This window comes from Pantoea sp. GW821-FHT03E06 (assembly GCF_059420725.1).
This window is the reverse complement of the sequence record NZ_JBWKUG010000001.1, coordinates 35,249-53,995: the sequence shown is the minus strand read 5'-3', so window position 1 is coordinate 53,995 and position 18,747 is coordinate 35,249. Positions and strand designations below refer to the sequence as shown.

General features: G+C 52.5%; 20 protein-coding genes. 11 read left to right on the top strand and 9 right to left on the bottom strand.

Translation table 11 applies throughout. The features are described 5' to 3' along the window. Positions 1-35 precede the first annotated feature (35 nt). The gene (locus tag AC07WB_RS00260) at positions 36-884 is read left to right on the top strand and encodes an AraC family transcriptional regulator (RefSeq protein ID WP_400458643.1); all 849 of its coding nucleotides are present in this window, start codon (positions 36-38) and stop codon (positions 882-884) included. Here the strand turns inward: AC07WB_RS00260 and AC07WB_RS00255 are convergent. Next, entirely contained in the window at positions 841-1,239 is a 399-nt protein-coding gene (locus AC07WB_RS00255) for a helix-turn-helix domain-containing protein (RefSeq protein WP_097095444.1), read from the bottom strand. The two genes, AC07WB_RS00260 and AC07WB_RS00255, sit on opposite strands and share 44 nt — an antisense overlap. A 238-nt stretch (positions 1,240-1,477) precedes the next feature. On the opposite strand from AC07WB_RS00255, the gene AC07WB_RS00250 reads away from it, so the two are divergent. Next, positions 1,478-1,855 carry a DUF1360 domain-containing protein gene (locus AC07WB_RS00250; protein ID WP_176519140.1) on the top strand — a complete coding sequence of 126 codons (378 nt, stop codon included), beginning with the start codon at positions 1,478-1,480 and terminating at the stop codon, positions 1,853-1,855. A gap of 30 nt (positions 1,856-1,885) precedes the next feature. Here the strand turns inward: AC07WB_RS00250 and AC07WB_RS00245 are convergent, their stop codons facing one another. Together AC07WB_RS00245 and AC07WB_RS00240 are read right to left on the bottom strand one after the other, a co-directional pair. After that, positions 1,886-2,350, bottom strand: coding sequence for an Rrf2 family transcriptional regulator (locus AC07WB_RS00245; protein WP_494939862.1), 465 nt, complete (start codon positions 2,348-2,350; stop codon positions 1,886-1,888). Positions 2,351-2,509: 159 nt separating this feature from the next. Then, complete coding sequence (locus tag AC07WB_RS00240; RefSeq protein WP_494939861.1) at positions 2,510-3,484, bottom strand: alpha/beta hydrolase; 975 nt, start codon at positions 3,482-3,484, stop codon at positions 2,510-2,512. A gap of 203 nt (positions 3,485-3,687) precedes the next feature. Between AC07WB_RS00240 and AC07WB_RS00235 the strand changes: the two genes are divergently transcribed. Both AC07WB_RS00235 and AC07WB_RS00230 read left to right on the top strand, forming a co-directional pair. Next, on the top strand, positions 3,688-4,821 hold the full coding sequence (locus AC07WB_RS00235; RefSeq protein WP_400458637.1) for an EpsG family protein: 1,134 nt from the start codon (positions 3,688-3,690) through the stop codon (positions 4,819-4,821). A 235-nt stretch (positions 4,822-5,056) separates the two neighbouring features. After that, positions 5,057-6,094, top strand: coding sequence for an acyltransferase family protein (locus AC07WB_RS00230; protein ID WP_345827589.1), 1,038 nt, complete (start codon positions 5,057-5,059; stop codon positions 6,092-6,094). A 57-nt stretch (positions 6,095-6,151) separates the two neighbouring features. On the opposite strand, the gene AC07WB_RS00225 is transcribed toward AC07WB_RS00230, so the two are convergent. Then, the gene (locus tag AC07WB_RS00225) at positions 6,152-7,144 is read right to left on the bottom strand and encodes a LacI family DNA-binding transcriptional regulator (protein WP_097095449.1); all 993 of its coding nucleotides are present in this window, start codon (positions 7,142-7,144) and stop codon (positions 6,152-6,154) included. A 401-nt stretch (positions 7,145-7,545) separates the two neighbouring features. Here AC07WB_RS00225 and AC07WB_RS00220 point away from each other — a divergent pair, with 401 nt between their 5' ends. Then, the gene (locus tag AC07WB_RS00220) at positions 7,546-9,009 is read left to right on the top strand and encodes a sugar porter family MFS transporter (protein WP_097095450.1); all 1,464 of its coding nucleotides are present in this window, start codon (positions 7,546-7,548) and stop codon (positions 9,007-9,009) included. 62 nt (positions 9,010-9,071) lie between these two features. On the opposite strand, the gene AC07WB_RS00215 is transcribed toward AC07WB_RS00220, so the two are convergent. From AC07WB_RS00215 to AC07WB_RS00195, 5 genes are all read right to left on the bottom strand, one after another. Continuing rightward, positions 9,072-10,205 (bottom strand): ROK family protein, encoded by a 1,134-nt coding sequence (locus tag AC07WB_RS00215; protein ID WP_494939860.1) that lies wholly within the window; start codon positions 10,203-10,205, stop codon positions 9,072-9,074. Between the two features lie 8 nt (positions 10,206-10,213). Next, positions 10,214-10,954 carry a replicative helicase loader DnaC gene (dnaC, locus tag AC07WB_RS00210; protein WP_097095452.1) on the bottom strand — a complete coding sequence of 247 codons (741 nt, stop codon included), beginning with the start codon at positions 10,952-10,954 and terminating at the stop codon, positions 10,214-10,216. Next, complete coding sequence (dnaT, locus tag AC07WB_RS00205) at positions 10,954-11,490, bottom strand: primosomal protein DnaT (protein ID WP_097095453.1); 537 nt, start codon at positions 11,488-11,490, stop codon at positions 10,954-10,956. Before dnaT ends, dnaC begins: the two co-directional genes overlap by 1 nt. 111 nt (positions 11,491-11,601) lie before the next feature. Beyond that, entirely contained in the window at positions 11,602-12,279 is a 678-nt protein-coding gene (locus AC07WB_RS00200; protein ID WP_494939859.1) for a hypothetical protein, read from the bottom strand. A 73-nt stretch (positions 12,280-12,352) separates the two neighbouring features. After that, on the bottom strand, positions 12,353-13,048 hold the full coding sequence (locus AC07WB_RS00195) for an autotransporter (RefSeq protein ID WP_097095455.1): 696 nt from the start codon (positions 13,046-13,048) through the stop codon (positions 12,353-12,355). A gap of 143 nt (positions 13,049-13,191) precedes the next feature. On the opposite strand from AC07WB_RS00195, the gene AC07WB_RS00190 reads away from it, so the two are divergent. The 6 genes from AC07WB_RS00190 to AC07WB_RS00165 all read left to right on the top strand — a co-directional run bounded on the left by AC07WB_RS00190 (position 13,192) and on the right by AC07WB_RS00165 (position 18,595). Beyond that, the gene (locus AC07WB_RS00190) at positions 13,192-13,752 is read left to right on the top strand and encodes a DNA-3-methyladenine glycosylase I (protein WP_494939858.1); all 561 of its coding nucleotides are present in this window, start codon (positions 13,192-13,194) and stop codon (positions 13,750-13,752) included. A gap of 109 nt (positions 13,753-13,861) precedes the next feature. Next, the gene (locus AC07WB_RS00185; protein WP_097095457.1) at positions 13,862-14,524 is read left to right on the top strand and encodes an OmpA family lipoprotein; all 663 of its coding nucleotides are present in this window, start codon (positions 13,862-13,864) and stop codon (positions 14,522-14,524) included. Between the two features lie 156 nt (positions 14,525-14,680). After that, the gene (locus tag AC07WB_RS00180) at positions 14,681-15,685 is read left to right on the top strand and encodes a LacI family DNA-binding transcriptional regulator (RefSeq protein WP_345827597.1); all 1,005 of its coding nucleotides are present in this window, start codon (positions 14,681-14,683) and stop codon (positions 15,683-15,685) included. 58 nt (positions 15,686-15,743) lie between these two features. Continuing rightward, entirely contained in the window at positions 15,744-16,769 is a 1,026-nt protein-coding gene (locus AC07WB_RS00175) for a LacI family DNA-binding transcriptional regulator (protein WP_345827598.1), read from the top strand. Positions 16,770-16,893: 124 nt separating this feature from the next. Beyond that, positions 16,894-17,640 carry a sugar phosphate isomerase/epimerase family protein gene (locus AC07WB_RS00170; RefSeq protein ID WP_097095460.1) on the top strand — a complete coding sequence of 249 codons (747 nt, stop codon included), beginning with the start codon at positions 16,894-16,896 and terminating at the stop codon, positions 17,638-17,640. A 10-nt stretch (positions 17,641-17,650) separates the two neighbouring features. Then, positions 17,651-18,595 (top strand): sugar kinase, encoded by a 945-nt coding sequence (locus AC07WB_RS00165; RefSeq protein WP_097095461.1) that lies wholly within the window; start codon positions 17,651-17,653, stop codon positions 18,593-18,595. Positions 18,596-18,747 lie beyond the last annotated feature (152 nt).

The following is an 18,747-nucleotide window of genomic DNA, read 5'->3' as shown; positions in this document are numbered from 1 at the left end:
CCACTTTGCTTCTTCAGCGCACAGCGGAGGCAAAAATGCTTATTCATCCGACCGACACTCTCACCTTTTCTGGCCATCCGCGGCAGGATGAGTTGCGAAAGCGCCTGCTGGCGCCAGATGCACCAAAAGTGATTGCCGCTGCATTGTCGAAGCAGCTACATGGTGAAAGCATCACGCATCGCCATGCTGCCGGACAGCTCTACTGCCTCAAACAAGGATTAATGACGGTGAAAACGCCTTCGGGCATCTTTGCCAATCCACCCCGTCTGGTCGGCTGGATTCCCCCCTATTTTGAACATGCGATTATCGGACCAGGACGCGTGCTAGGTTGGACAGTATTAGTTGACGACTCGCTGGCCGCACCGCTGCCCGATCGCCCAGTGTTACTCTCCTGCCCCACGGTGCTGGAACCGTTGGCAGAAAGGCTGGCCACGCTGTCACCCGATCACTGGGGTAGCGCGCGCTACAACCGTCTGTGCGAGGTGTTCCTTGATGAGCTCAATGAATCAACCGAGCATCCCCTCACGCTACCCTTGCCTGCCGAACCGCGGCTGCACCAGATTGCGCGCCTGTTGATGGACGATCCTTCCGATGCGCGCACCGGGCCAGAACTCGCTCGCTGGGCAGGATTAAGCCCGCGCAGCCTGAGCCGTCACTGGTCTAGCGCGGTGGGGATGAGCTTGACGCGCTATCGTCAGGTTTCACGCTTACTCAAATCACTGGAAGGATTGGCAGCCGGCAAAAGTGTGCAGCAGGTTGCGTGGCAGGTTGGTTTCGACAGCGTTAGCAGCTACATCAGCGCTTTTCGCAGCGCATTTGGTTCAACGCCGGGAAAATATTTTACGCCGCCTGCCGACTCAGCGGATGCAAAAACAGCAGACTAGCAGGCCCATCAATTTCCGGCAGGCTGTGCTGAAACTTGCGACGAAATGCACCGGGCGGCAGATGGTACATGCGACGGAAGGTGCGGCAGTAGGTTTGCTGCGAGTCGAAGCCATATTTGATAGCAATATCCATCAGCGGCATGTTTCCGTTCAATAACGCAATCACCGATGCGGTTAACTTTCTCTCGCGAATATAGGTGCCGAGCGCAATGCCGGTATAGCTACGGAACAACCGCTGCAGATGCCACTGCGAATAACCGGCACGACGCGCTACGGTTTCCAGAATGAGTTTCTGCTCAATATTATCCTCAATCCAGAGCATCAGTTGCTGCATAAAGGCGACGTTAATATCCATCTTTCCTCCTGATGTCGAAAGGTAAAGCCGGAAACGCTTCCAGCGAGTGGATAGCATTATAGAAAGGCGCTAGCTGGCTATGTGATGGGTAAAAGCCAATAAATAACGATAACTCGCCAATTTAACCCTGTTGGGCTCATAGCCACATCGCGGCATCTTGCGGCACAGCTATTCATGTAATATTGTTAGTTACATGAAATCACCTCTCACCCTCTGCTCTGAACTAAAAGGAAGTTATATGAATACGCTCCTGATGTCCGACCTTGCGATATGCCTGGCAATTGCGCTGGCATCCGCCAGCATTTCTATGACGATAACTCAAACTGAGCTGTTCGCGGGATTACGCGCCTGGACCGCTAAAAAACATGCCTTATTGGGCCACCTATTCCATTGCTTCTACTGCCTAAGCCATTGGGTAGTGTTTATCGCGATGGTGATTTATCACCCTTATTTACTGCACAGCGGGATAACGATTGTTGACTGGGCGATGACCGCCTTTATCACCTTAACGCTAACCACATTTATTAATGGTTTGATGTTTAAGGTCTTTCAGGCAGCGGTCACTACGCACGTTATGAAGCATGAGGCACAAAAAGCGTTACAGAAGCAGGATTAATGCGCATAGCGAATAACCGACAAAAATCGGTTATTCGCTGCAGTCAGGGAAGGTGTCAGACGGAAGCCCAAGTTTTTTCATTTTTGCCAGGTAATCGTCGCTGATATCGGCAACGGTTATTTGGCTAAAACGCTTTAACAACATCGCTTCCGCTTCATTCAGCGCCTCGTCGAGCCGCGCATCGACGGCGTGTTCCACCAAACAAGGTGATGACTCGGCGGCGGGTCCAATGCTAAACAAGGCCGGCGATCCAATGGCTTGATAAACGTCCAGCAGGGAAATGTCTGACAGCGCCGCACGCAGCTCCCAGCCTCCTCCATGCCCTTTTTCTGACATCACATACCCTTTTTCGCGCAGGCCAGACATCATGCGGCGCACCACTACCGGATTGGTATCCAGCATTTTGGCAATGGTTTCGGACGTAGCGCGTTTAACGTGACGATCCAGATGTATCAGCACATGGAGTGAGCGAGATAAGCGATTGTCGCGTGGCATAGAGCATTCCTTTAAAATTCATCACACTCTAACAAAGGAACCGCGCGGTAACGAGCGTGAAATGAGAACACGATGGAGAGGAATATATAAGCGCAGGAGAGCGATAATGGGCAGGGAAATCCCTTTCCCCTGCTGCCTCTGCGCTATCTGCCATGACTGTTAATGCTTCACCAGACTCGCTTGCCAGTCGCTGAACAGCGTCGGCCAGTTTTTGGCGGGGATATTCTGCTTCTGGGCGGTACCGAAGCCATGTCCGCCCTGCTGGAAGAGATGCAGTTCCACTTTCACTTTGTTTTTGCGCAGCGCATCAAACATGCGCAATGCGTTTTGCGGTGAGGCCGTACCATCATCCAGCGCCTGCGCCAGGAATGTTGGTGGCGTATTGGCAGTGACACGATCTTCCTGCGAGTTCTGCTCAATCACTTCAGGGCTAATCGCTTTCCCGTACATCGCTGCACGGGTTCCCACGTGCGTTACCCCATCTTTCAATGACAGCACCGGGTAGATCAGCGCGGTGAAATCCGGTCGCGCTGAAACCTTGTCCTGCTCATCGGCTGCAGGGTAGTTAGTCACATCCGGGTTGTTACTGACGTTAGCGGCCAGGAAAGCGCCCGCCGAAAAGCCCATCACGCCAATTTGATTGGGTGCAATGTGATAATTAGCGGCATTGGCACGAATCAAGCGCATCGCTCGCTGCACATCGGCGAATGCGTTATTTCTATTAACGTCAGAACCGTCGTGCGGCATACGGTAAATAAGAACAAAAGAGGAATATCCCTTCTGGCTCAATATTTTTGCCACATCCAAACCTTCAAGATCTTTCATAATATAAGAAAAACCACCACCAGGAATGATTAGCACCGCCGAATGATTATTTTTTCCAGTGGGTGGAACATAAAACATTTCTGGAGAATCAACATTTGTGACAGCACGATTATTACTGGCCGGGTTTTTACTGAAATTAATAAATTTATTATTTCCTGACATTTCATTTGGCCAGATCGGAATTTCCTTATTGGCAAACACCGCAGGAAGATACAGTAAAAAAAGCAGGACTGACAATTGAGGGAACTTCATCACACGGGCTCCAAATCCTGAGTAAAAACAGCGACAAAAAACGGTTCGCGCCAGCAAAAAGTGGCCTTTGTTACCTTACGCTTACCCATGAGATATCGAAATAGTAGCCGAACAAAAAACGCATCCCTGAACGTTAGCAAATAATAATACTCGCTTGCACTCAATATAATACCGGGCCAGTAAAAATTAGACTTTTCTCATGTTTACGTTAACAAGGCCATATGTTATAAGTAAATTTTAAACTATAAGAATATGTGACCATGGGAATTTACTGGATCATAAGTCTTAGCCTGACTTTCGTCGCTATCGTCGAAACCATGTTAAGTAAAAATGAAAACACAGCACAAATCAGAACCTATCTTTATTTTGTCGCCGTAGTAGTACTTTTTACTTTCGGCGGTATTCGTGGCCTGGGAACCGGCCTGGATGACTTCCAGTATCGTGATTTCTTCGTACAGTTTGTCGATAAAATTGTTATCGAAGGCTTTTGGCGTACCGTAGAGGAGTTTCGTTACGAACCCGCTATATACGCAATTGCTGGGATTACCCGTATGTTTACGGCAAATCCCGATATCTTCATTTTTGTTTTTGCTGTGATTTCGGTTGGCGTCAATGCCCACTATTTCCGCAAACTGACGCCGCTGCCACTGGTTGCACTGGCCGTATACTCCGCACACTTGTTCATTAACAAAGACATGAACCAAATTCGCTTCGGTTTATGTTCCGCCTTCCTGATGGGCTTTGTTTACCATATGTCCCGCCGCAGCAAATCCGGGATGTTTACCACCTTTATTCTTTCATTTATTAGTCATGCCACCGCGATTGTTGCCATTCTCATTCCTTTGGCGATGATTGTCCGAAAAAACAAATACATTCCAATCTTCATCGTGCTGGCCAGCCTGCCGCTCGCCTTTATGGGCAGCTCGGCGCTGATTGCCTTACTCTCCAGCCATCTTGGTGGATTAGGCGACAGGGCAATGGGTTACGCCAACCAGGATTCGACTCAGGATCAGGGGATTCTCACCCTCTCTAACCTGAAAAATATTGGCTTCGTATTTATTTTTAGTTTTGTTCTGCTCAGCGATAAGATTAAAAACCTTGATCTTGAAAAGTTTAACACTTATTACATTCTGGTCATTACCTTCGCGATTGGTAGTGGTCTAAGGATGGCGCTGCAGGATTATGCTTCAGGTGGTCGTCTGGCTAACTATTTATTACAGGTTGAACCGGTGCTGATTTCCCTGTGTATTTGGGAATGTAAAAAGCTCAAGAAATTGGTTGCAGTGGCCATTACCATATTAATGGTGTTGTATTACCTTTATTACAATACTGTTTCCAGCAAGCAGTCGATTACCGGCTATCAGGTTTCACAAAGCTTTAAGATTTTCCGGTAGGACCAGAAACGCTAACTGATTACAGTTAGCGTTTTTCATTTTATAAGATAACACTGATAGACGCCTGGCGAAATTCTGAATATTTTGCCTAATTCTGGCATCAGTTGCATTTTGCTTTATTTGAACCTCTAATAGGTAACATCTGTGCCAGCAGAGGTCGGAATATTCCTAACCATCCACGCGAAGTCTCCCATGACTTTTCTGGTGCCACGTCACTCAATGTAAGAATGCAGACATGAACGAAAAAAATAACTTTGACATCGTACGATTCTCACTCGCCTTTATCGTCATGCTCGTGCATGCCGCCGAGGTGACACGGAATGCCGATATTCGTTTCCTCGCTCATTTTCTAAATAGTGACTTTGCCGTGAAAGGATTTTTCGCAATAAGTGGATTTCTTATTGCGAAAAGTTACTTAAGAAGTAAATCACTTAAATCCTATTTTATTAAACGCGCGCAACGCATTTTACCTGCTTATATATTCGTTATTATTCTGTGCTTTGTGATTGGCATGTGTTTGACCACGCTGCCGCTGATGGATTTCCTCAAGAATAAAGAAACCATCAAGTATTTGATTGCTAACTTCTCTTTCCTTAACTTCATTCAGGCTTCGCTGCCGGGCGTGTTCACTCACAACCCGAATCAGCCGATGGATGGATCGCTGTGGACCATCAAGGCCGAACTGACGCTCTATGTGCTGCTGCCGTTTATCGTGCCGTTGATGAAAAGGCATCCACTGAAAGTGTGGAGCGTGATTTTCGTTATCTCCTGCGCCTGGTTCTTCTACTTCACTACCATTTATACCGGCGCGAAAGCCGATACGCTGGCGAAACAGTTTATCTCGCTGTCGTCTTACTTCTTCTTCGGTAGCCTGTTAGCGGTTCATCAGCCCATTTTTGAGCGCCTGAAGGAAATTACCATTGTTTCACTGGTGCTGTTCCTGCTGTTTAAGAGCACCGATTATGCCTTCATCATTGAACCGGTGGCGTTCTCTTCTGTGGTGATTTTGTTCTGCACCAACCTGTGCAAAGAGGTCAAAATCAGCCAGTACGGCGATCTCTCATACGGTATGTATCTCTATCACTGGCCGATCATTCAGGTACTGCAGCACTTTGGCGTGTACGATTCCAATGCCTTTGTTGGTCTGCTGCTGACGATAGTGATTACGCTGGCGCTGGCTTACACCTCATGGAACGTGCTGGAAAGTCGCTTCCTGAAGCGTGCGCATCATGCTCAGCCACCGATTGTTCCTACCACGACAGCGCGCGACTGAGTTCGTCAGGCTGTAAAAAACCCGCTTCCGCTGCAGCCTGAAGCGGGTTTTATTTTTTCAGATGGTCGCGCCCATTGAGAGCCGGTAATGCAAATTTACCTGCTCGATGGTCGGCTGCTGATTAATTTTTTTCAGGATGATTTCCGTCGCCACTTTGCCCATCTCAAAGCGTGGCGTAATCACGCTGGCTAATCTTGGCGTGGTTGCCTGACCAATATCCAGCCCGTGAAAACCGGCAATCGCCATCGCTTGCGGAACGGCAATGCCCGCCGCCTGGCACTCCTGCAACACGCCGACCGCCAAATCATCATTGGTACACAGAATGGCATCCATCTCAGGATAGAGCTGGCGCGCCAGCGTCATCATGCCGGTTCCAATCGATACCGAAGAGATCTTATTTGGCACGATTCGCCCTGCAGGCAAGCCCGCGGCTTCAACCGCATCGCGATAACCGGCATAGCGCTGCTCATCACGGCGATCGGACATTGAACCAAAATAGATGACGCGCTGTTTGCCGCTGGCCAGCAGCATGGCTGTCATATCGTAGCCGGCGCGATAGTTGTCGAAACCCACGTTGATACGTCCACGCGCCTCCGTCAGCCCCATCACTTCTGCCACGGGGATATTGGCCGCATTAAGGTATTTCTCCGCCCGCACCGTGTGCACCGATTCAGTCAGAATCAGCCCTTTGATGTTGAAGGCCAGCACCGTAGCGATCTGCTCCTCTTCACGCTGCGCGTTGTAATCATAATTGACCACCAGCGTTTGATAGCCTTGCGCACTGGTAACCGATTCGATTCCTGCCAGCAGATCGGCAAAGATTTGATTATTAAAGGAAGGAATTAATACGCCAATACGGGGAGGATTTTGCCGGCTCGTCGCCACGTTCTCGGTATCCGCGACGTAGCCAATTTCGGCAATAACGCTGGCAATCTTCTCTGCCGTCTCCGTTTTGACCTTCTCAGGGGTGCGCAGATAGCGGCTGACCGTCATTTTCGTGACGCCTGCCAAGGTAGCAATATCGTCCAGGGTGATGCGCTGCGTTTTCATTACGGCGTCCGCAAAGAGGGGCTGAGAATCAACATATTATGCCCGTTGCCTGGCAAAAAATGAAACGCGCTAATCCGCTCAGCATACTGAAATAACATCTACAATGCTGAGCGCACAACAGAATGAAAATTCCATTATTAAGCAAGCTTTGCAATGTCCTTACAAAGAACGCTGACGAAAAACCTATCATTTCATTGAGCTATAAATTAGCCGCGGCTCCGTTAATCAATGAATTTCGCAACCACCTTCACACTTTTCGGAAAAAATGATCCAAAAAACACCATTTAGAACATATATTCCACAATGAAGACCTCGCGTGAATAACAGTTGAACATCTGAACCTACACCACCCTCTTTCTGAACAAGCAACGTTCAGGCCGTAGAGACAAGGGGCTATAACAATGGATACCAGGCAAAAACGCTACAACATGAAGTATGTCATTCTCTGCTGTACCGTCGCGGCATTTGGCGGCCTGCTGATGGGATATGACTCTTCCATTATTTCCGGTGCAATCGAACCCTTAAGTGAATATTTCCAGTTAACGCCAGCTGAAACGGGCTGGGCGGTTTCCAATATCTTGCTCGGTAGTTTGGTCGGCTGCTTTATGGCGCCGCGCCTCAGCGACAGACTCGGACGCAAGAAATCACTCGCCATCACCGCTCTACTGTTCACCGTTTCGGTGGTCGGTACTGCTATCGCCCATAACTTCACCGTCTTTGTTATCTTCCGCATGATCGGGGGATTAGCGATTGGCCTGGCATCGGTGATTTCCCCCATCTATCTGGCCGAACTTTCCCCTTCAAAGTTTCGCGGCCGCACGACCGCGCTGTATGCCGTGTGCTGCGTCGGCGGTCAATCAGTCGTGTTGCTGACCAACTATTTCATCACCAAATCCACCTTGCCCGAGGTGATGATCAATATGGGCTGGCGCTACATCCTCGCGACGGCGCTGGTGCCCTGTGCGCTGTTTATGCTGTTCATCGCCTTTATCCCGGAATCCCCGCGCTGGAATGTGCTGAAAGGGAAATATGATGAAGCGCTGGATACGCTAACCAAGATCTCAAACCGCGAACATGCCGAGAGCGTGTTCAACGAAATCAAACACTCTTTTTCTGACAAAACCGCTCAACAGCATAAATCGCGCCTGCGACTGGATAAAACGACCATTCCGCTGCTGATCGTCGGTGTTGGCCTGGCGGTGGGTAATCAGATTAGCGGTATCAACGTGATTCAGTATTTCGGGCCCACGCTGCTGAAGAATGTGGCGGGCAGCACCGACTCGGCGCTGCTGCAAACTTTCTGGCTGTCGATTTGTCAATTTATTGGCGTACTGGCCGGCATGCTGCTGATTGATAAAGTGGGGCGTCGTAAGCTGCTGCTGCTGGGTGCCATCACCTCCTGCGTGTGCCTGACGTACTCCTTTATCGCCTTCTATTACCATTTACCGGGCATGCTGGCGGTGGTTGGCCTGTTCGCTTACATGATCTTCTTCGGTATGACGTGGGGACAGATCGTGTGGACCGTGCTGGGCGAAGTGTTCCCTACGGAGATTCGTTCGATTTGCGTGGGGATTTCCATCTGTGCGATGTCGATGGCGAACTTTGTCATCAGCAGCACCTTCCCAATTATGAACAGTAGCCCGATGCTGCTGGATATGTTCCACGGCGGCTTCCCGCTGCTGCTGTTCGCGATTTTCTCGCTGGGGATGTACTTCTTTACCTTCCGCTATTTACCAGAAACGGCGGGCGTATCGCTCGAGAAGATTCATGCGTTAGTGCTGCGTAAATTTAACGTCGAGGCGGATTTGCCGGAGAGCACCGCAACTGGCAAGCCGAGCGAGTCGTTTGATATTCCAAGGCATTAATCGAAAGGATGCGCAATGAATTGCGCCGCTACGGACTTGTAGCGGCGCGATTTATCGCGCTGTTATTGGCTTGGACGCTCATACTGCTCGATCACCGCCAGTGCTAAACCGTTGGCAGGATCGATACGCAGCGGCAGAAAATGCAGCGCAGTATGGGCGAAGGTAAAGGCCAGCGCACCGGCCTGCGCCGCCTGCTGCACGGCAAGCACAAAAGCAGGTTGGGCATTCCAGGGTCCATCAATGATGATGCTGGCCGGATTCACCAGCTGCATGACCTGACTCAGCGCATTGCCTAAATGGGTGCCCGCCTGCGTCATCACCTCATTGACGATCTCCGGCTCGCTCTCGCAGTTCTGCCAGCGCAAACCCGTTTTGCGTTTTGCCAGCTGCTGCTGAATCGCGGGCTTACTCACCAACGTTTCCAAACATCCCAGCCGTCCGCAGCTACAGCGCTCGCCGTTGGGCTGAATGGTCAGATGGCCAATTTCGCCAGCCGTCCAGCTGCTGCCGGTGAACACTTCACCCTGCTCCACCAGCGCTCCGCCCAATCCTTCAGAGATACGCAGATAGAAATGGCTCTGCGACTTATCCAGCTCCAACTGTTGTACCGAGAGCAGCGCTGCGGCTTTAACGTTGTTCATAATGCGCAGAGGCAAAGGGACTTCACGGTGCAGCAGGGTCATGACATCAACATCCTGCCAACCGAGATGGGCAGAGAAATGGACCCATCCACGCACGGGATCGATGATGCCCGGGAAGCCAATCGCTACGCCCAGCAACTCGGGATGGGCAGCATGCAGGGTTTGGCATACCTCCACCAGCTCATGCAGCAGATGCTCTGGATCGCGGGTTTCCGTTCGCCAGGTTTGTTCCGCAATCACCTGCGAAAAGTAGTCGCAGACGCGCCAGTGAATCGCCTGTCGTTCCACCATAATGCCGGCGCTTTTCAACTTTTCTGCGCGCAGCGAAATTTCAATTTTTGGCCGACCGGCCGATGCCACGCTGACCGGGCCAAGCTCGTTGATCAGCCCTTGCTCCAGTAAATCATCAACAATCAAAGAGACGGTGTTTTTGCTGAGTTCAAGCGCTAGTGCCAGATCCTGGCGGGAGGTGATGCGGGTCGAACGCAGTTGCGTCATCACCCGCTTCAGATTGTTCAGACGAAGTAACGCTGGACCTTTACCGGCTGCTTTCATAGCCCCCCTCAATACTCATCACCGCGCACGCGGCTGCGGTAACTTTCCCAATCAAAACGCACCCACAAACTATTGCCGAGGCGCATACGATCCATTACGCGTTCGCCGAGCAGAGAATTCATCCCGGCCGGATCAAGATTGGATAACATTCCCGTCGGGCGTTTCGATGAAGATCGACGATCGACAATCTGATTGATGATCACTTTTTCATAGCGCGATTCACTCTGCATACCGATCTCATCGATCACCAGCAGATCAACATGGCTAAGATCGTGCAGCAGACGCTCTTCGGTTAAATCACTGCCACCGCTGAAGGTGCCTTTCATGCTGGACATCAAATCGGCCACGGTAACAATCAGCACGCTTTTACCGCGGATAATCAGATCGTTGCCAATCGCCGCAGCAAGATGATTTTTGCCGGTGCCGGGACGACCGGAAAAGACAAAGCTCGAGATGCTATTTTCAAATCCAGCGGCATATTCGCGCGCCATCGCCAGTGCTTTACGTTGCCCATCATTTTCCACGCGATAGTTATCGAACGAGCAGTTCATGTGCAGCTCACGGATGCCGGAGCGTCCCATGATGCGCTGCATTTTCATCGCGCGGTTTTCCCGCACAATTGCTTCCGAGCGCAAACGGCCCTGCTCCTGATTCCAGGCCAGCAGCTCCGCACCGTTTTTAAATTTCGGCTGCACGTCGGACGGCATCATTTTTTTCAGGCGGCTAAAAAGTTCGTTCGGCGTTTTCATTACTCACCTCGGAATCCATCGGGAATATCATAATCAGTATTGCTGATTTGCGTGAGATCGCGTTTTGGCTGCCCGCCATTGGCGGCACGGTTCATCTGCACGCTGCGCGCTAATTTTTGCTGCCACTGGACGTGGTGGAATAATCGGCCTTCCGCCTGCCAGTACGCGACAAAAGCGGCCAGCTCAGCGGCGGTGACGCCTTCGCTCAGCGCCACGCCCCAAATGGCCGCCTGACGCTGAAAATCGCTATCCGGCTGCCAGCCTTCGTACATAGCGAACTTGCCCACCGGCGTGGCAATGGGCGCGCTTTCTGTCTGAAAGAGACTTTCATCCAGCGTGACATCATTAGGCTGCTGCGCGGCCGCTTCCAGCGCCAGCAACTGCGCCAGACGCTGCGGCGTCAGCGCATAAAACGCGGGCGTATTGTTATGCAGCACCGCCAGCGTGCCGTTATCGGCCTGTTGCAGTACCGCGAGCGGGTCATGACAAAAGCCATCCAGCCCCACCAACGTTGAAGATAAGATTTTGACTGACATGAAGAAACCTGACGTTAACCAGCATGATGCGTCGGGCGGCAAATTCAGACCGACGTTATGCGGTAAGTGTACCTGTTTTAGGGCAAGGGATCGCCAAAAAGGTCGTAGGTATTAGCGTGATGCAGACAGCGGTTGAGCGTGTTCCACATGGCGTGAAGCCGGCAGTGCCTGAACCGAGACAGGCTGTGGTCGGGTTTGCCACAAATAGCGTGCAGAGGCGATCAGGCAAAGAGTGTAACCGAACATCTCGCTGCCCTCTTCCGCCATATTTTTCACCACGCGGTTATATCCGTCCATCATCAGATGTTCCCACAGCTGATGCATGCCAAATAAGCGCGAAAACACCAGCACAGCCAGTAATCCTGCGGCCATCATCTGCCAGCTGCGATGCTGCACCAGCGATACCAGACCGGGCAGAATCTGACGTGGCTGGCGCAATGCCATGGCCAGACTGGCAGCCGTTGTCGCCAGCGCAAACCACAGCCACGATCCGTGCCTGATGAAATCGAACAGAAAGTCCATCTCGCGAATCAGCATACAGCTATAAAAACCGCCGACCAGGAGCAGCACGCTGCGCTGCTGCGACCGTTGCCAGGCGCAGAGGAAATAGCAGGAAGCGATCAGCAGCAGCATTACCTCCTGCGTGATTTCGGTAAAAGACGCTTCGTGCAGTGCATCGTTCATCCAGTTGACGTCGATATAGACCATCGCCATACAGAAAACCAGCACCAATCCACTGATGATAAATGCCGTAATTTCACGGCTAATAAGAATAATATTGTTGCGCATATTGTGACCAAAGTAATGATTAGCGCGCTTAGTATATTGACCCCACTTTTTAACACTTCTCTTTTTATGCCGATTAGAAGCTGGCGCTGACGCCAAGGCTATAAATAAACTGCTCGCCGCTGCTCACCGCACCGGTTTGTGCAAAGGAGGCAAAGGCCGCCATATTTTGGCCAAGCGGCATATTGGCGCCGACGCTCACATCCACCCAATTGTTTTCACGGCCATTCGTCTCATCGGGGCGGAGGCGCGTGGGGGAAGAAAGCTCTTCATTCACCAGATGGCTATAGCTCACCTGTGCCCAGGGCAATATCCCGCCGAGGCTGGAGTCAACGCGCCAGCCTAATGACGCAATATGCTCGGCGTTATTGCTGTCTACCCATTCACACTTTGGACAGCTGAGCGTCGAATCATCGACCGCAAATTGTGCAACCGGCCCGGTGCTGATTGTGCCACTCATCGGCATTGACCAGCCTGCTGAGTAACGATTCACAAACGGCGCGGCACCGACGCTGGCGGTTTCGCTATGCAGCACCATCTCGCTGTTATTGGGTGAGTTAAGTGCCGCGTCTAGCAAGCTGACATCGCTATTTTCCGTCAGCATCAGATGATTACTGGAAATTTTTTCAGCAAGGATTGCATTGTAATCGGGGGCACTATTTTGGCTCGTCTGATCTAAGGCATGCGCATTCCCGGCCAGAAAAAATAGCCACAAACCGCCAAAAGCCAGCGCAAGATTGTGCTGGCCTGTCCGCTGACTTTTCTGCAACATGAAAGACTCCTGACGAGCCGGGGAAGAGAATGGGCGTTAAGATTTTATAAGATCACTATCGGCACCCATTGCTTAACTATTAATCGATTTCGTCATTCGTCAAGGGATTTACGGCTTTTTCATCTGCTAAAGGGAGTGAGGCAATGCAACGTTGTGGCTGGGTAACTCAGGATCCGCTGTATATCGCGTACCACGACCAGGAATGGGGCGTTCCGCAAACTGATAAGCGCGTCTTATTCGAGATGATATGCCTTGAAGGCCAGCAGGCCGGTCTTTCATGGATAACGGTATTAAAAAAGCGCGAAAATTATCGCCGCGCATTCCATGAATTTGATGCCAATGCTGTGGCCCTGATGGATGAAGACGATTTGGCGTGCCTGATGCAGGATGCCGGCCTGATCCGCCATCGCGGCAAGCTGGAAGCCATCATCAATAATGCCCGCGCGCTGCTCGCGCTGGAAGCCGCGGGGGAAGACTTTTCCCGCTTTATCTGGTCATTTGTTGATAATCAGCCGATTTTGCATCATTACGCGGATTATAAATCGGCCCCCACCACCTCCGAACCCGCAATTGCGCTCTCTAAGGCGCTTAAAAAGCGTGGCTTTAAATTCGTCGGCCCAACAATTTGCCACTCATTTCTACAGGCTTGCGGCCTGATCAACGATCATCAAACCACCTGTTTCTGCCATCCTGATAATCTTTAACGCAATTCTTTACATTTTAAGACTGCCTCTCACGCATTTCCCCATCATTGAACGGCATAATAGTGCCGTTTTGGGGCTTTTCCCCGTTTAAATCTGTGAGGGATTTTTTATGAACAAGCGTATTTTGGCGCTGACCTTGTTATTGAGCGGCAGTGTTGCTTTGTCGGGATGTACCACCAATCCTTACACTGGCGAATCTCAGGCCGGAAAATCGGGCATCGGCGCCGGGTTAGGCGCGGTGCTGGGCGCAGGTGTCGGCGTGCTGTCATCGTCGAAGAAAGATCGCGGTAAAGGCGCGTTAATTGGCGCAGCCTCCGGTGCCGCACTGGGCGGTGGCGCGGGCTATTACATGGACGTGCAGGAAGCCAAACTGCGCGACAAAATGCGCGGTACCGGCGTGAGCGTGACGCGTCAGGGCGATAACATCGTGCTCAACATGCCAAATAACGTTACGTTTGATTCCAACAGCAGCAACCTGAAACCGGCGGGGGCCAATACTCTAACCGGCGTGGCTATGGTGCTGAAAGAGTATCCAAAAACAGCCGTGAATGTGGTGGGCTACACCGACAGCACCGGCACTCGCGCGCTGAATATGCGCCTGTCACAGCAGCGTGCAGAGAGCGTGGCCAGCGGCCTGATTCTGCAAGGCGTGGCACAAAACCGCCTGCGGACCCAAGGTTTAGGTCCGGACAATCCGATCGCCAGCAACAGCACCGAAGACGGCAAAGCACAGAACCGTCGTGTAGAGATTACGCTTAGCCCGCTGAGCTAAGCGGGCAGCCGGTCTGCGCGGGCAGGCCGGTTTTTACGCGCTTTTTAGCAACTTTTAACAGCATATTTGTTAGAAAAAGCTAAAAAATCGTCCACTTCTAGAGCCGCCGTTTCCTTTATGCTAGCGTGATCAAAATTTGATCAATGGAACGTCATCATGTCGCTAAAAGCCATCGCTGCTACCCTTGGCCTCTCTGTTACCACCGTGAGCCGGGCGCTAAATGGCTATGACGATGTAGCCGCCACCACCCGTAAACGCATTGAAGAAGAAGCGCATGCGCGCGGTTATCGCCCTAATGATGCTGCTCGCCGCCTGAAAACCGGGCGCGCTAATGCGGTGGGTTTGGTGTTTCCTATCAGCCATGCTTCGCTCAATGACAGCTATTACAGCCAAATGCTGCTGACGCTGGATCAATGCCTTGCTCAACACGATATTGATTTGCTGCTGCTGCCCGATAAATCTCACGATCAGCACCGTAAGCTGATGCGTATGATGCGCAGCGGCGCGATTGATGCACTGATTCTGACCCACACGCTGCCGCAGGATGCGCGCCTGCAACGCTTGCAGCAGAAGGGGTTTCGCTTTTTGACACTCGGCCGCAGCGAGCTGCCACAGCCTTATGCCTGGATTGATTACGATAACCACGCTGGCACCTTTCTGGCGGTAGAACATTGCCTGCAACAAGGATTACCGCGCCTCGCCTATCTCGGCAGTAATGAATTCTCGACTTTCACCCTCGATCGCCGCCAGGGGTTTATCGATGCGTTAATCCAGCACCAGGCGCCGGTCGATCAATCATTGATGGCAGCGTTGCCCGCTACGCGCCGCTCCGGCTATCAGCAAACCAATGCCTGGCTGGCACAAGGCGACGCGCCGCAGGCGATCATTACCGATTGCAGTACGCTGGGTGAAGGTGCCGCGATTGCCCTGCAGCAGGCTGCGAGGCTGAAGGGCGCGCAGGCTATCCCGCTGTATGTTTACGATGGTTTACCGCATGACTCAATCATCGATCAGCCGGTCAATACTATTCTGCAACTCTCACAGCAGCGCATCGGCGAGCGCATCGCGGAAATGGTGCTACAGCTGCTTAATGATACCCCTGTTAACCAGTTGCAGACGCTGTGGCAACCGGTATTGCGCCTCACTTCTGACGCGCAATGATTGCGCCAGGCGCGAGCTGTGTTAGTCTTCGCCTGTTTCTTTACAGCAGGTGTAAGCAATGAAAACCAGGCCGCCACGAGCCACAATCAGTGACGTTGCCCGTACGGCAAAAACCGGTAAAACCAGCGTTTCACGCTACCTCAATGGCGAAGTGAATCTCCTCTCGCCCGATCTCAAAGCCCGTATCGAACAGGCCATCGCCGAACTCAACTATCGTCCCAGCCAGATGGCGCGCGGGCTCAAACGCGGCCGCACCCGTTTGATCGGCCTGATCATTGCCGACATTACTAATCCCTACTCGGTAGATGTACTAAGCGGCATCGAAGCGGCCTGCCGCGCGCAGGGTTTTACTCTGTTGATGTGTAATACCAACAATGAAGTCGATCTCGAGCAGCATTATCTGCAGCTGCTGAGCAGCTATCAGGTTGAAGGTATTGTGGTGAATGCGGTAGGTATGCATGAAGAGGTGTTGAATCGGCTACAGCAATCGATGCTGCCAATGGTGTTGATCGACCGTAAAATCCCCGACTTCGCCTGCGATGTGGTTGGGTTGAACAACCTTGAAGCGTCGAACATTGCCACACAGCATCTGCTGGAGAATGGCTATCAGGCGCTGCTCTTTCTCAGTGAACCACTGGGCAGCGTCAACACGCGTCGCGAACGTCTTCGCGCCTTCTATGACACGGTAAAAAACGCCGCACACGTGCAAGCGGAGAATGCCGAAGTGGCGCTGCATCAGCCCGATGCGCTGGAAACGCTGTTACGTGACTTCCACCAGCGCCATCCGGGTAAAAATTGTGCGGTAATCGCGGCTAACGGCGCGCTCACCTTGCAAGTCGCGCGTGCACTGCAACGCTTGCAACTGCGCTGGGGCGAATCTATCGGCCTGCTCGGTTTCGATGAGCTGGAGTGGGCCGCGCTGGCGGGGGTTGGTATTACCACCCTGAAGCAGCCCACCTGGCAAATTGGCTATGCCGCGCTGGAGCAAGTGATCGCGCGTATTGAAGGCAGCGAGACGGCGATCCGTGAGCAGCTCTTCTCCGGCGAACTGATCGTGCGTGGCTCCAGCCAGCCGCTACGCTAACCCCTCATTTGTGGCTCACTTCGTGAGCATGATCATACTTCCGCAGTCTGCGCCTTTCTTTTGGAACCGGTTCCATTTAGCTTTTTTACAACGAATGGGATGTGGTCATGCCCGGAGAGAAGCGATGAAACCAGAAATTATTGTTGTATCTGCCGCATACGGCGCGCAGAAAGTAGCGGAACTTGGCGGCCAGGCTGCGCTGCTGCCGCTGATAAAAAAAGCAGGCGCGGATGGCATAGAAATCCGTCGCGAGCTCTTCAGTGACAGTGAACTCTGCCTGCTGCACGCACTGGGCAACGCGATTTCCCAGCATCAGCTCAGCGCCAGCTATTCCGTGCCGGAAGCGCTGTGGCTGGATGATGGCGCACTAAATCCACGTCTGGCCCAGTTTCTGCACGAAGCTGAGCAGATCGGTGCTAAACGCCTGAAGCTGGCGTTAGGGCATTTCGTTGCTTTGGACGTCACCCCGCTGCTCGCCGTGTTGCAGGCGTCAAACGTGACGCTGGTGGTGGAAAACGACCAAACACCTGACAGCAAACTGGCGCCGATGCTGCGCTTCTTCCATCAAGCCTGCGATGCGGCTCTGCCGCTGGATATGACCTTCGATATGGGCAACTGGCAGTGGACGGGTGAAGAGGGTTTGCAGGCCGCGGCCCAGCTCAGCCGTTATGTCAGCTATATTCACGTTAAGGCCGCCGTGCCGCATGGCGACACTTTCCGCGCCATCGCGCTGGATGACGCCGATGACAGCTGGCGTTCGCTGCTCAACGCGCTGCCCGCCGATGCACCGCGCGGTATCGAATTCCCGCTGGAAGGTGCGGATTTGCTGGCGGTGACCCGCCATTACGTTGACCTGCTGCGTGCAGCGTAAGGAACCGATGATGACGCAAAAAACGCTGGATGTGGTGACGATTGGCGAAGCGATGGCGATGTTTATTGCCCAACAAACCGGCGATCTCGCGGCGGCTGAAGGCTTCATCAAACGCATCGCCGGCGCCGAGCTCAACGTGGCGATTGGCCTGGCACGTCTCGGGTTGAACGTGGGTTGGGTCAGCCGGGTCGGCGACGACAGTTTTGGCCGCTTTACGCTGCAGCAGTTGGAAAAAGAGGGCGTCGATCACCGCTGCGTCACCACCGATGCGCGCTATCGCACTGGCTTCCAGCTTAAATCTCGCGTTGATGATGGCTCCGATCCGGAAGTGGAGTATTTCCGTAAAGGTTCGGCCGCCAGCCACCTATCGCCAGATGATTTCAACGACGACTATTTTGGTCACGCGCGCCACCTGCACTTAAGCGGCGTGGCGGCTGCGATCTCTGATACGTCACTTCAGCTGGCACAACACGCGGCGAAAGAGATGCGCGCGCGTGGCAAAACCATCTCCTTTGATCCCAATCTGCGTCCGGTGCTATGGCGCAGCGAAGAGGAGATGCGCAAGCAGCTGAACCATTTAGCGGAATATGCCGATTGGGTGCTGCCGGGTGAGAAAGAGGGGTTGATTCTCACCGGCTTCAGTCAGCCTGAAGCCATTGCCGACTTCTACCTCGATAAAGGGGTGAAAGCGGTGGTGATTAAAACCGGCGGCGATGGCGCCTGGTACAAAACCGCCAGCGGTGAGCAGGGTCAGGTGGCGCCAATTCATGTGGCAAACGTGGTCGATACCGTGGGTGCCGGCGATGGATTTGCCGTTGGTCTGATAAGCGCCTTGCTGGAAGGAAAAACGCTGCCGCAGGCGATTTTGCGCGGCAACAAAATCGGTTCACTGGCGATTCAGGTCGCCGGCGATAGCGAAGGCCTGCCGACCCGCGCGGCGCTGGGCGATTACTAAGCACGATTCCGTATTCAAAACCCTGGTCGCCATAAATGGCGACCCTACGAGATTGGTGCGGTTTTGTAGGGTCGCCATTCATGGCGACCACCTGACAAAGATTCAAAAATAGTCTGTACCTACAACAACGATATTCCGAGGCGCATCCATAG

Excerpts from the sequence above, each read along its gene's own strand:
- AC07WB_RS00260 (WP_400458643.1), top strand. The coding sequence starts at position 36 with ATGCTTATTCATCCGACCGACACTCTCACCTTTTCTGGCCATCCGCGG.
- AC07WB_RS00255 (WP_097095444.1), bottom strand. The coding sequence starts at position 1,239 with ATGGATATTAACGTCGCCTTTATGCAGCAACTGATGCTCTGGATTGAG.
- AC07WB_RS00250 (WP_176519140.1), top strand. The coding sequence starts at position 1,478 with ATGAATACGCTCCTGATGTCCGACCTTGCGATATGCCTGGCAATTGCG.
- AC07WB_RS00245 (WP_494939862.1), bottom strand. The coding sequence starts at position 2,350 with ATGCCACGCGACAATCGCTTATCTCGCTCACTCCATGTGCTGATACAT.
- AC07WB_RS00235 (WP_400458637.1), top strand. The coding sequence starts at position 3,688 with ATGGGAATTTACTGGATCATAAGTCTTAGCCTGACTTTCGTCGCTATC.
- AC07WB_RS00230 (WP_345827589.1), top strand. The coding sequence starts at position 5,057 with ATGAACGAAAAAAATAACTTTGACATCGTACGATTCTCACTCGCCTTT.
- AC07WB_RS00225 (WP_097095449.1), bottom strand. The coding sequence starts at position 7,144 with ATGAAAACGCAGCGCATCACCCTGGACGATATTGCTACCTTGGCAGGC.
- AC07WB_RS00220 (WP_097095450.1), top strand. The coding sequence starts at position 7,546 with ATGGATACCAGGCAAAAACGCTACAACATGAAGTATGTCATTCTCTGC.
- AC07WB_RS00215 (WP_494939860.1), bottom strand. The coding sequence starts at position 10,205 with ATGAAAGCAGCCGGTAAAGGTCCAGCGTTACTTCGTCTGAACAATCTG.
- dnaC (WP_097095452.1), bottom strand. The coding sequence starts at position 10,954 with ATGAAAACGCCGAACGAACTTTTTAGCCGCCTGAAAAAAATGATGCCG.
- dnaT (WP_097095453.1), bottom strand. The coding sequence starts at position 11,490 with ATGTCAGTCAAAATCTTATCTTCAACGTTGGTGGGGCTGGATGGCTTT.
- AC07WB_RS00200 (WP_494939859.1), bottom strand. The coding sequence starts at position 12,279 with ATGCGCAACAATATTATTCTTATTAGCCGTGAAATTACGGCATTTATC.
- AC07WB_RS00195 (WP_097095455.1), bottom strand. The coding sequence starts at position 13,048 with ATGTTGCAGAAAAGTCAGCGGACAGGCCAGCACAATCTTGCGCTGGCT.
- AC07WB_RS00190 (WP_494939858.1), top strand. The coding sequence starts at position 13,192 with ATGCAACGTTGTGGCTGGGTAACTCAGGATCCGCTGTATATCGCGTAC.
- AC07WB_RS00185 (WP_097095457.1), top strand. The coding sequence starts at position 13,862 with ATGAACAAGCGTATTTTGGCGCTGACCTTGTTATTGAGCGGCAGTGTT.
- AC07WB_RS00180 (WP_345827597.1), top strand. The coding sequence starts at position 14,681 with ATGTCGCTAAAAGCCATCGCTGCTACCCTTGGCCTCTCTGTTACCACC.
- AC07WB_RS00175 (WP_345827598.1), top strand. The coding sequence starts at position 15,744 with ATGAAAACCAGGCCGCCACGAGCCACAATCAGTGACGTTGCCCGTACG.
- AC07WB_RS00170 (WP_097095460.1), top strand. The coding sequence starts at position 16,894 with ATGAAACCAGAAATTATTGTTGTATCTGCCGCATACGGCGCGCAGAAA.
- AC07WB_RS00165 (WP_097095461.1), top strand. The coding sequence starts at position 17,651 with ATGACGCAAAAAACGCTGGATGTGGTGACGATTGGCGAAGCGATGGCG.